Source organism: Pelagibius sp., assembly GCF_028281305.1.
In the GTDB taxonomy this organism is placed as follows: Bacteria; Pseudomonadota; Alphaproteobacteria; order Kiloniellales; family Kiloniellaceae; genus Pelagibius.
Genome location: NZ_JANQKD010000091.1, coordinates 1 through 9,955 on the forward strand (window position 1 = coordinate 1; position 9,955 = coordinate 9,955).

Below are 9,955 nucleotides of genomic sequence, written 5' to 3' on the forward strand. Positions count from 1 at the left end.
CTTCCTGCAGCACCTGAAGGTGCTGGAGGAGAGCGGGCTCGTGCGCTCCAAGAAGGTGGGGCGGGTCCGCACCTGCTCGGTGAAGCAAAGGGAGCTGGCAAAGGCCGAGCGCTGGCTTTCGGGTCAGCGCGCAACCTGGGAAGCGCGTTTCGACCGCCTGGATGCCTACCTCAACAGCCTGCAGGCCAAGGGGACGGGTGATGACGGCTGAGCCCAACAGAGGCGGAGCAGATGGCAGCATCCACTTGGCAACGTCATCAAAGGAGCCGGCAGCATGACGGACCGCAGGGTCGACCACGAGACCTTTACTATCGAGCGCCGCTTCGCAGCGCCGCCGGAGCGTGTCTTTGCCGCCTGGGCGGACCCCTCAGCCAAGCGCCGCTGGTTTGCCGAAGGCGAGGGCTTCACGCTCAAGGCCTACAGCCTGGATTTCCGGATCGGCGGTGCGGAGATCTGCGACGGCCTGGAACCCAGCGGCCGGTCTTTCCTCAACGAAACGGTCTACCACGACATCGTTGAGCACCGCAGGTTGGTGTTCTCCTATCGGATGGTGATGGGTGGCGTACCGATTTCGGTGTCCTTGGCGACCGTCGAGCTGGAGCCGGCCGGAGAGGCGACCCGCATGGTGTTCACCGAGCAGGCCGCCTTTCTCGACGGCGGTGACACGCGGTCGGCGCGCGAAGGTGGCTGGGGCTGGTTGCTCGACCGGCTCGGCGAGCACTTGGCCGAGCGGACCGTGGCGTCGTGAGCGACCTTGCCGAACGCAGCCTGACGATCACCCGGCGCTACAGCGCGCCGCGCGCCCTGGTCTGGCAGGTCTGGACCGATCCGGCACACCTTGCCGCCTGGTGGGGACCCTTCGGGCCGGAGCGGACCACCGGGACCCTCGACCTCACAGTCGGCGGCCGCTTCGAAGTGATCATGCATGCCCCTGACGGCAGCGCCCACCCGAGCCGCGGCGTGATCAAGGAGCTGGTGCCCGAGCGGCGCCTGGTGATCGAGGGCGACCCGCAAGCGCCGGATGCCTGCGGTGCCGGTCTGCCACCCCGCGCCGTGGTGACGGTGCGCTTCGAGGACGATGCCGGCGGGACCAGGCTGACGCTGGATGCCGTCTTCGTCTCCGAAGACGCGCGCGCCGCCGCCCGCGCCAGCGGCTACGAGGTGAGCTGGCGGGAGACCCTGGAGGCGCTCGACGGCTACCTGCAGCGCATCCCGGCGGCGCCGGAGAAACAGCGATGAGCGCTGCCGCGAAGGTCTCCACCTGCCTGTGGTACGATGGCGGAGCCGAAGAGGCGGCGGCGTTCTACGTCTCGCTGCTGCCGGACTCCGGGATCACCGAAGTCATCCGGCCGGAGCCGGAAGGCCCGGCCCTGGTCGTACTCTTCACGTTGGCCGGCGTACCCTATCAGGCCCTCAACGGCGGGCCGCTTTACGCCTTCACACCAGCCGCCTCGATTGCGGTCACGACATCGGATCAGGAGGAGACGGACCGCCTCTGGACGGCGCTCGTCGCCGGAGGCGGCAGCGAAGGCCACTGCGGCTGGCTCACCGACCGCTTCGGCCTGTCCTGGCAGATCGTGCCGGAAACCCTGCCCCGACTCCTGGCTTCGCCGGACCGGGCCGCCGCCGAACGCGTGCAACAGGCCATGCTGCAGATGGGCAAGATCGATATCGCCACGCTTGAGATGGCCCACAACACCAGATGAAGGAGATTCATTGATGGCCTACGTGGATGGCTTCGTCGCCGCCGTGCCGAAGGACAAAAAAGCGGACTACCTGGAACACGCCGAGAAGTCCGCAGAGGTCTTCAAGGAGTTCGGTGCCTTGAAGGCCGTGGAATGCTGGGGCGACGACGTGCCGGATGGCGAGCTGACCTCCTTCCCCATGGCAGTGAAGTGCGAAGCCGGCGAGACGGTGGTCTTCTCCTGGGTCGTCTGGCCCTCGAAAGCGGCGCGCGACGAAGCCTGGCAGAAGGTCATGGAGGACCCGCGCATGCAGCCGGACCACAATCCCATGCCCTTTGACGGCAAGCGCCTGATCTACGGCGGCTTCGAGATGATCATGGATCTGTGAGCTTACGACAGCCGCGACAGCGCCTCGGAGCCGCCGCCGAAACGAGCGGACCAGCGCCTGTGCGACCCTAATCCCCGAAGTCCGCAATCAGGCGGTTCACCTCGCCGGCCGCCTCCATGTGCGGCATGTGGCCGATCTGCTCCAGGATCCGCAGTTGCACGTTGTCCGGCAGGCCCTCGCTCTGCGCCGGCGGCAGGATGGCGTCCGCATCGCCCCAGATCACCTGCACGGGCATGGCCAGGCTTGCGAGCTGGTCCTTCATCACCAAAGCCTGATGGCCGCCGGGAAAGACGCTGTCGGCGAGGTCCCGCAGCGACGGCTTCACCCCGTCGAGACGTTTGAACTTCTGTACCTTGTCGACCATGTCGCGGCTCACCAGTTCCGGATCGGCAAAGAGCTGGCCCAAGAGGCCCTTGATCTCCTTGCGCCGCTCCGCAGCGATAAAGCCTTCGATGAAATCCATGTTGAGCTCCGGGCCGAGGCCCGCCGGCGCCAGCAGGCTCAGGGCGGTCACCCGCTCCGGCTGGTCGAGGGCCAGCTTCATCACGATCCCGCCGCCGAGGGAGAGGCCGACCAGATGGGCTGGGCCGGTCCCGGCGGCGTCCATGTAGTCGGCGAGCAGCATGGCCAGGGTGGCCACGTCCAGCCCTTCAACGTTTTTCTCCGCACGGCCATGACCGGGCAGTTCGAGGGCATAGACCCGGTGGCTTTCCGCCAGGACCGGCTGGTTGAACAGCCAGCTCTCGATGTCGCCGCCGAAGCCGTGCACCAGGATCACCGCCGGACCTTGCTCCGGCCCCATGCGCAGATGGCAGAGCTGGCGCCGGGCGACGGTGATCATCTCCGGCTCCGGCGCTTCGGCCGCATCGCTGGCCTCGACGACGAAGCTCGCCTGAAAGTCGGCGATGAAGGCCTCGATCGCATCGTCAGGCGTGTCAACGGCCGCGGCAACGCCGAGAAGCGCACCGACCGGTACCGTTTCGCCCTCCGCCACCACCCGGCGGCGCAGGGTCCCGGCGACCGGAGACTCGAAGACGTTGGTGATCTTCGTGGTTTCGATCTCCAGGATCTCCTCGCCGCTGTCGATGGCCGCGCCTTCCTCGGCCATCCAGGCGCTGACCTTGCCCTCCTCCATCGCCAGGCCCCACTTGGGCATGGTGATGGCCTGGATTGACGCGGCCTCGCTCATAACCTGAATCCTCTCATGCCTGATGTCCCATGACGCTGCGCACGGCTTCTTCGATGCGCTCCGGGTTGGGGATGTAAAGATCTTCCAGTTCGGCGGCGAAGGGCACCGGCGTGTGAGGCGGCGTCACCATGCGGATCGGCGCCTTCAGGGCCCCGAAGGCCCGCTCGGAGACCAGGGCCGAAACGTCGGTGGCAATGTTGCAGCGCGGGCTCGCCTCGTCGACGATGACCAGCCGCCCCGTCTCCTCCACGCACTCCAGGATGGTGTCCTCGTCCATCGGCGAGGTGGTGCGGGGGTCGACCACGGTACAGGTGATGCCCTCGCCCTCCAGCTTGTCGGCCACCTGGTTGGCGAACTGAACCATGCGGCCGAGCGCAACGATGGTCACGTCGTCGCCCTCGCGGGTCAGGTTGGCCTCGCCGAAGGGGATGGTGTAGGCCTCGTCGGGCACCTCTTCCTCGTCGTCGTACATCACCTTGTGCTCGAAGAAGATCACCGGATCGTCGTCGCGGATCGCCTGGATCAGCAGGCCCTTGGCCTCGTAAGGCGAGGAGGGAATCGCCACCTTCAGGCCCGGCATGTGGGTGAAGACGGGATAGAGGCACTGGCTGTGCTGGCTGGCGGCGCGGAAGCCGGCGCCGTACATGGTGCGCACCACCATCGGCGTCACCGCCTTGCCGCCGAACATGTAGCGGAACTTGCCCGCCTGGTTGTAGATCTGGTCGAGGCAAACGCCCATGAAGTCGACGAACATGAGCTCGGCGACGGGGCGCAGGCCGGTGGCCGCCGCACCGGCGGCAGCGCCAATGAAGGCGCTCTCGCTGATCGGCGTATCGAGGATGCGGTCGCGCCCGAACTCCGGCATCAGCCCCTTGGTGACGCCCAGCGGGCCGCCCCAGGCGTCGTCCTCGCCGGCCGCACCGGCCCCGCCGGCCACGTCCTCGCCCATCAGCACCACCGTGGGGTCGCGGCGCATCTCCATGGCCAGGGCCTCGTTGATCGCCTGGCGAAAGGACTTCTTCGGCATCGCACCCTCCCCCTAGTAAGAGACGTAGACGTCGGTGGTGAGATCGTCGCGGGTCGGCGGCGGCGCGGCCTCCGACTCGCTGACCGCCTCGTCGACGAGACCCGAAACCGAGCGGTCGATCTCGTCCATCTCCGCGGCTTCCAGCAGGCCGGTTTCCGACACCCGCTGGCGGAAGATCTGCAGGCTGTCCCGGCTCTGCCGCAGGGCATCCACCTCGCCGTCGCCGCGATAGGTCATGGCATCGCCCTCGAAGTGGCCGAAGTAGCGGTTGAGCTTCACGTGCAGCAGGCTGGGCCCGCCGCCGTCGCGCGCCTTGGCGATGACGTCCCGTGCCGCCTCGTAGACGGCGAAGAAGTCGTGGCCGTCGACTTCGTAACCCTCCATGCCGAAGGCTTCGGCCCGCTTGATCTGGCTGCCGGCAACCGACCAGGCCGAAGCGGTGGACTCGGCATAGCCATTGTCCTCAACGACGAAGATCGCCGGCAGATTCCAGACCTTGGCGAGGTTGTAGGATTCCAGCGTGGTGCCCTGGTTGGAGCCGCCGTCGCCGACGAAGGCGACCGCCACGCCACCGGTGCCCAGGGTCTTGGCGCTGAGCGCGGCGCCGCAGATCAGCGGCGGCCCGCCGCCGACGATGCCGTTGGCGCCCATCATGCCCTTGGACAGGTCGGCGATGTGCATGGAGCCGCCCTTGCCGCCGCAGAGGCCGCCCCGGCGTCCGTAGATCTCCTGCATCATGCCCTTCACGTCGCAGCCCTTGGCGATGCAGTGGCCGTGCCCGCGGTGGGTCGAGGCGATATTGTCCTTGTCGTTCAGGTTCATGCAGACCCCGACGGCCGAGGCTTCTTCTCCCGCATAGAGGTGAACGAAGCCCGGAATGCCACCGCCGGCAAACTCCTCATGCACCCGTTCCTCGAAGTCGCGGATCGTGCGCATCTGCGTGTACGCCTTGACGAGATCTTCTTTGCTCAATTGAAGCATTGGCGTCGTTCCTCCCAATTGCCGGCCTCTGTCGGGCCTGGACCTGCCTTTCCGGACCCAAAAAGAAGAGTCCGGACGTCACGATGTCGGGTCGACGCAAAACGCGAAAAGCAAGGGCGGAGGGCCTTGACCTGACTCCCTCCGCGGAACGGGCCGACTCACACCGAGACAGCGTTAGGTGCTTTTGGCTGTAGTGTGACCGAGGTCCCAAGCGCGATCAATGGACATTTGTAAGAAACGCGTTTCATTCGTTCTTCAACTGTGTGCGCAGCGTTTCACGGGAGGGAAAACCGCGGGACCGCTTTTCTCCCAACGCCCAGAGACCTATGCTCTTCCGAACCCCTGGAGGAGTCACCCAATGTACCGCCTCGCCTTTGCCGTGATGATCGGCTTGTCCGCTCTTCTGCAGTCGCCGGCGGGCGGCCATGCCGACGAGAAACTGACCGCTGCGGAGATCGAGATCTTGCTGGAGGACCGCACGGCGCTGGGCAACTGGCGCGGGACCGAGACCCGCCAGTACTTCGAGGCCTCGGGGGCAACGGTCTATCTGGAAAAGGGCGGTGCGCCCGACGAGGGCAAGTGGAAGGTCGACGCGGCGAAGAACCAGTACTGCTCCTGGTGGCGGCGCGGCGGCTGGGCCTGCTACGACGTCGAGACGGACGGCACCACCTACTACTGGGTCACGCCCGGCGACGACTACCGCTCCCCCTTCACCATGACCGACGGCCGCCAGATGGGCTTTTGAGTTAGGCCGCCAGCAAGCGGGCGTCGAGGCGGGCGATATGCGCAGCGGCCAGAACCTGGAGCCGATCGCGCAGCTTGGCGGAGAGTGCCTGAATGTCGGCATGGAGTGCGTCCAGGCTGGCGTCCGTACCGCCAACCCGCGGCTCGATTGCGAAAACCGGATCCAGCGCCGAGCCGCAGTGCACGGCCGCGACCTGCCAGTTGTGCTTCAGGACGCGCTTCGCCGAGAGCGCCGCAAGAGCCTCGGCGAGCAGGCTCGGGTAAGCCAGCGCGTGGCAGGTGAACCAGACGCTGGGCAGGCGATGCAGCCGCCCCCGCGCATCGAGATGGCCCTCACAGGACCAGCAGGGTGCGATGGCCGGCAGCTCGGAGAGCGCAAAGACCAGGGGCAGAATGCCCGCTTCGATGGGAAAGCGCTCGGGGTCGGAGGAGAGTTGGCGGGCCAACTGAGACCAGTCCAATCCGCAGCCGCAAACGCCGCCGCCTTTCGCGGCCGCACCACAGGCACCGCAGGGCTGCCGCGCCGTGGCCGCAGGCTGCGCGAGCAGGCGCTGCAGGTCGCGCTTCTGCGACTCGATCACGTCCTTGTCCCGTGCTTCGAAAGCAATGAGCATGACCCACCCTCACTCCTGGTTCGGGCGGGCGGCATCAGGACCGCCCGGCCGAATTGAAACGTGGTTAGCGAAGGGTTAAGGCTTTTGGGAGCCCGCCTTGCGCCAACGATGCCCGGGCGCAGGCAGAACGGCACCGTTCCTGGTGCACTGCGGCCTGCCTGGCCAGCTGTTCTCTTTTGTACGGAAACCGCATGGAACTGGACCACCTCTTCGTCTTCATAGCGCCGGACGGACCGGAGCCGAAACGCCTGGAATCCCTTGGATTTGAGGCAAATGTCCACCGCAGCCACCCGGGACAGGGCACCCGCAACCTCTGCTATGTTTTCGACAACGCCTATCTGGAACTGCTGTGGCTGGTGGACGAGGCGGACGCCCGCTCACCAGCTATCGCCCGTACCCAACTGGCGGAAAGGGCGCGCTGGCGGGAGAACGCTGCCTCGCCGTTCGGCATCGCCCTGCGCGGCTACGGCCCGCAGGCTCCCCTGCCCTTCGAAACCTGGGACTACCACCCGCCCTACCGGCCCGGCGGGCGCAAAGTGCTGCCCATCGCCGCCTTCAGCGACCACCTTGCACAGCCTCTCGTGTTCGGCTCCCCCGGAGACCTGCGTCCGGACCACTGGCCGGAGGAGCGCCAGTCCGCACGGCAAAGCGCCCTGGGTCTTCGCGAGATCGAAACGGTCGAAATCATGTTGCCCGACACAGTCGCGCCGGCTGAAGAACTGCGGGCCCTCGCGGACCAAGGGCTCCTGAAGCTCTCTTCGGGGCCAGCGCAGGGCGTCATCCTGACGCTCAGCCGCGATGAGAGCGCCCCGCTGCGCCTCAGCCTGCCGGACTGCGTGCTGATCTAGGCGAAGGCGTGGAACCGGCGCCTGAACTTGCAGCCGTCGCCGGCAATAGATGGCTAACCCTTGGCCAGGGCGACCACGGCCCAAAGACTGCGCTAACCCTTAGCCGCAGCAACGGCAAATCAATGGATCTTCAACTGCCGCCTCGCTGTGCCAGGCCTTAGTTCGCCGGTCTCTTAAGGATGATCTCAGACGCCTCCCCAGCTCTGAACTGACCAGCCCCAGTGACCTCCCAACCAAATTTGCCCAGCTTATTCAGCGCAGTGTGGAGCTTGATCGCAATCTTCTGCTTATTGTGTGCGGATACCCAACGACCGCTTTGGTTCTGGGGCTTGTACCATACCAACACAATGTAGTTGTACTTTTGCACGATGCCCTCCCATGGTCGGAAAGATCAACCATAGATGGATCTTCCGATCACGAAAAGGCGTCGGGCATCGCATCCCTGCGCTCGCGGATGAAGGCCTGGAGCGCTTCGTCGTGGGCCGGGTCGAGGGCCGGGGCCTGATAGTCCGCCAGCATCTTCTTGTAGATCCCGTTGGCGCGCTGGTAGGCATCCTGCGCGCCCTCGGCCTCCCACTGCTCGAAGGAGTTGTTGTCGGCGATCGATGACCGGTAGAAGGCGGTCTCGAAGTTGGCCTGCGTGTGGGCGCAGCCGAGGAAGTGGCTGCCCGGCCCCACCTCGCGCAACGCATCCATGGCCTGGCCGTTCTCGCTGAGATCGTAGCCCTGGGCAAAGGTCTGCATCATGCCGAGTTGATCGGCATCGATGACGAATTTCTCGTAAGACGACACCAGGCCGCCCTCCAGCCAGCCGGCGGAATGGAGAACGAAGTTCACCCCGCCCAGCACAGTCGGCAGCAGGGTCTGGGAGCTTTCGTGCGCCGCCTGGGCATCGGGTACTTTGGAGCCGCAGAGCGAACCGCCGGAGCGGAAGGGGACGCCCAGGCGCCGGGCCAGAGCCGCCATGCCGTAGAGCACCAGCGCCGGCTCCGGCGTGCCGAAGGTGGGGGCGCCCGACTGCATCGAAATCGAAGACGCGAAGCTGCCCAGCACCATCGGCGCGCCGGGCCGCACGAGCTGGGAGAAAGCAAGCCCGGCCATGGCTTCGGCCAGGGTCTGGGTCATCACGCCCACCGGCGTTACCGGGGCCATAGCACCGGAGAGAATGAAGGGCGTGACGATGCAGGCCTGGTTGTGGCGGGCATAGACCTTCAGCGCGCCCAGCATGGTGGCATCGAAGGTCATCGGCGAGTTGGCGTTGATCAGATTGATCATCACGGTGTTGTTCTCGACGAAGTCCGCGCCGAAAACGAGCTTCGCCATGGCCACCGAGTCCTCGGCGCGCTCCGGCGCCGTGACCGAGCCCATGAAGGGCAGGTCGGAGTAGCGCAGGTGGGCGTAGACCATGTCCAGGTGACGCTTGTTCACCGGAATGTCGACCGGCTCGCAGACCGTGCCGCCGGAGTGATGCAGCGCCGGGGCCATGTAGGCCAGCTTCACGAAGTTCTGGAAATCCTCGATGGTGGCATAGCGGCGCCCACCCTCCAGATCGCGCACGAAGGGCGGACCGTAGACCGGCGCGAAGACCGTGCTGTTGCCGCCGATGACGACGGAGCGTTCCGGATTGCGGGCGTGCTGGGTAAAGCCGGAGGGGATGGTCTCGCAGAGCTTACGGCAGAGGCCTCGGGGAAAACGCACACGCTCGCCCTGGACATCGGCGCCGGCCTCCTTCCACAGGGCCAGCGCCTCCGGATCCTCGCGAAACTCGATGCCGATCTCCTCCAGCACCGTCTCGGCGTTCTGCTCCACGAGGGCGAGACCTTCTTCCGTCAGGATCTCGTAGGGCGGGATCCGACGCTCGATGAAGCGGTTCTTGGCCGCCGTGCCGCTGCTGCGCAAAGCGCGCCGCGCTTCCGCACCACCGCCGCCGCCCCGGCCACGCCGTCCGCGCGCCCGACCGCCGTCGGAGGGCATAACTCCCTCGCCGCCTGCCAACCTTGCCATGGTCCGATCCTCAACCTCTGGGACGAGCCGGATTATCGGCATCGGCGCATTTTGCGCTCTGTCGCACCCGCGACCGGGTCGGGCGAAAATGCGCCAGTCTGCGCCCCGGCAACCTGTCCCGAAGCCGTGGAATTCCGCCGCTCCTGGCCCACGCTGCGGGTGGCAGGCAAAGGTGTCGGAGATACGACAATTGCGGTCGCGCAGACGGGGAGCAGCCGGGCGGCTTCGGGAAAGAATAGGCCCCTTGCGGAGGCGGAGCCGATGCCGCGGTCAATCGTGGCGGCACAGGCTTCTTAGACGGAGACGGAGTGGATGGCAAAGGTCTTTAAGAGCGCGAACGTCGTGATCATCGGCCAGGGCGGCATCGTCGGCGCCTCCGTCGCCCATCACCTGATCGAACGGGGCTGGGACAACATCATCGGGATCGACAAGTCGGGCATCCCGACCGACATCGGCTCGACCGGTCATGCCTCGG

Annotated in this window: 12 protein-coding genes and 1 pseudogene; 8 read left to right on the forward strand and 5 right to left on the reverse strand. The window is 66.3% G+C overall.

Going from position 1 to position 9,955, the window contains the following annotated elements; genetic code table 11:
• From Q0982_RS17805 to Q0982_RS17825, 5 genes and pseudogenes are all read left to right on the forward strand, one after another.
• Nucleotides 1–211: pseudogene (locus Q0982_RS17805) on the forward strand (transcriptional regulator); the annotation flags it as partial.
• Nucleotides 212–274: 63 nt separating this feature from the next.
• The gene (locus Q0982_RS17810) at nt 275–748 is read left to right on the forward strand and encodes an SRPBCC family protein (protein ID WP_299397712.1); all 474 of its coding nucleotides are present in this window, start codon (nt 275–277) and stop codon (nt 746–748) included.
• Nucleotides 745–1,239 (forward strand): SRPBCC domain-containing protein, encoded by a 495-nt coding sequence (locus tag Q0982_RS17815; protein ID WP_299397713.1) that lies wholly within the window; start codon nt 745–747, stop codon nt 1,237–1,239. The genes Q0982_RS17810 and Q0982_RS17815 overlap by 4 nt, the downstream gene beginning before the upstream one ends.
• Nucleotides 1,236–1,706 (forward strand): VOC family protein, encoded by a 471-nt coding sequence (locus Q0982_RS17820; RefSeq protein ID WP_299397715.1) that lies wholly within the window; start codon nt 1,236–1,238, stop codon nt 1,704–1,706. The genes Q0982_RS17815 and Q0982_RS17820 overlap by 4 nt, the downstream gene beginning before the upstream one ends.
• 13 nt (nt 1,707–1,719) lie before the next feature.
• The gene (locus Q0982_RS17825) at nt 1,720–2,073 is read left to right on the forward strand and encodes a DUF1428 domain-containing protein (RefSeq protein WP_299397716.1); all 354 of its coding nucleotides are present in this window, start codon (nt 1,720–1,722) and stop codon (nt 2,071–2,073) included.
• Nucleotides 2,074–2,140: 67 nt separating this feature from the next.
• Here the strand turns inward: Q0982_RS17825 and Q0982_RS17830 are convergent, their stop codons facing one another.
• The 3 genes from Q0982_RS17830 to Q0982_RS17840 are packed head-to-tail and all read right to left on the reverse strand — an operon-like array spanning nt 2,141 to nt 5,270.
• Complete coding sequence (locus Q0982_RS17830; protein ID WP_299397718.1) at nt 2,141–3,262, reverse strand: acetoin dehydrogenase dihydrolipoyllysine-residue acetyltransferase subunit; 1,122 nt, start codon at nt 3,260–3,262, stop codon at nt 2,141–2,143.
• 13 nt (nt 3,263–3,275) lie between these two features.
• Nucleotides 3,276–4,289 carry an alpha-ketoacid dehydrogenase subunit beta gene (locus Q0982_RS17835; RefSeq protein ID WP_299397719.1) on the reverse strand — a complete coding sequence of 338 codons (1,014 nt, stop codon included), beginning with the start codon at nt 4,287–4,289 and terminating at the stop codon, nt 3,276–3,278.
• Between the two features lie 12 nt (nt 4,290–4,301).
• Nucleotides 4,302–5,270: a thiamine pyrophosphate-dependent dehydrogenase E1 component subunit alpha gene (locus tag Q0982_RS17840; protein WP_299397721.1), complete on the reverse strand. Its 969-nt coding sequence runs from the start codon at nt 5,268–5,270 to the stop codon at nt 4,302–4,304.
• Nucleotides 5,271–5,628: 358 nt separating this feature from the next.
• On the opposite strand from Q0982_RS17840, the gene Q0982_RS17845 reads away from it, so the two are divergent.
• Nucleotides 5,629–6,015, forward strand: coding sequence for a hypothetical protein (locus Q0982_RS17845; protein ID WP_299397722.1), 387 nt, complete (start codon nt 5,629–5,631; stop codon nt 6,013–6,015).
• A 1-nt stretch (nt 6,016) separates the two neighbouring features.
• Here Q0982_RS17845 and Q0982_RS17850 read toward each other — a convergent pair whose 3' ends face one another.
• Nucleotides 6,017–6,628 (reverse strand): hypothetical protein, encoded by a 612-nt coding sequence (locus Q0982_RS17850; RefSeq protein ID WP_299397724.1) that lies wholly within the window; start codon nt 6,626–6,628, stop codon nt 6,017–6,019.
• Nucleotides 6,629–6,819: 191 nt separating this feature from the next.
• Between Q0982_RS17850 and Q0982_RS17855 the strand changes: the two genes are divergently transcribed.
• Nucleotides 6,820–7,476 carry a VOC family protein gene (locus Q0982_RS17855; RefSeq protein WP_299397725.1) on the forward strand — a complete coding sequence of 219 codons (657 nt, stop codon included), beginning with the start codon at nt 6,820–6,822 and terminating at the stop codon, nt 7,474–7,476.
• 414 nt (nt 7,477–7,890) lie between these two features.
• Here Q0982_RS17855 and Q0982_RS17860 read toward each other — a convergent pair whose 3' ends face one another.
• Nucleotides 7,891–9,480 carry a trimethylamine methyltransferase family protein gene (locus Q0982_RS17860; RefSeq protein WP_299397727.1) on the reverse strand — a complete coding sequence of 530 codons (1,590 nt, stop codon included), beginning with the start codon at nt 9,478–9,480 and terminating at the stop codon, nt 7,891–7,893.
• Nucleotides 9,481–9,792: 312 nt separating this feature from the next.
• Between Q0982_RS17860 and Q0982_RS17865 the strand changes: the two genes are divergently transcribed.
• Nucleotides 9,793–9,955 (forward strand): FAD-dependent oxidoreductase (locus Q0982_RS17865; protein WP_299397728.1); only part of this gene is annotated, 163 nt, incomplete at its 3' end.

Bases quoted from the DNA above. Each gene is read 5' to 3' on its own strand.
- Q0982_RS17860 (WP_299397727.1), bottom strand. From the start codon at position 9,480: ATGGCAAGGTTGGCAGGCGGCGAGGGAGTTATGCCCTCCGACGGCGGT.
- Q0982_RS17835 (WP_299397719.1), bottom strand. From the start codon at position 4,289: ATGCCGAAGAAGTCCTTTCGCCAGGCGATCAACGAGGCCCTGGCCATG.
- Q0982_RS17840 (WP_299397721.1), bottom strand. From the start codon at position 5,270: ATGCTTCAATTGAGCAAAGAAGATCTCGTCAAGGCGTACACGCAGATG.
- Q0982_RS17825 (WP_299397716.1), top strand. From the start codon at position 1,720: ATGGCCTACGTGGATGGCTTCGTCGCCGCCGTGCCGAAGGACAAAAAA.
- Q0982_RS17855 (WP_299397725.1), top strand. From the start codon at position 6,820: ATGGAACTGGACCACCTCTTCGTCTTCATAGCGCCGGACGGACCGGAG.
- Q0982_RS17830 (WP_299397718.1), bottom strand. From the start codon at position 3,262: ATGAGCGAGGCCGCGTCAATCCAGGCCATCACCATGCCCAAGTGGGGC.
- Q0982_RS17820 (WP_299397715.1), top strand. From the start codon at position 1,236: ATGAGCGCTGCCGCGAAGGTCTCCACCTGCCTGTGGTACGATGGCGGA.
- Q0982_RS17845 (WP_299397722.1), top strand. From the start codon at position 5,629: ATGTACCGCCTCGCCTTTGCCGTGATGATCGGCTTGTCCGCTCTTCTG.
- Q0982_RS17810 (WP_299397712.1), top strand. From the start codon at position 275: ATGACGGACCGCAGGGTCGACCACGAGACCTTTACTATCGAGCGCCGC.
- Q0982_RS17850 (WP_299397724.1), bottom strand. From the start codon at position 6,628: ATGCTCATTGCTTTCGAAGCACGGGACAAGGACGTGATCGAGTCGCAG.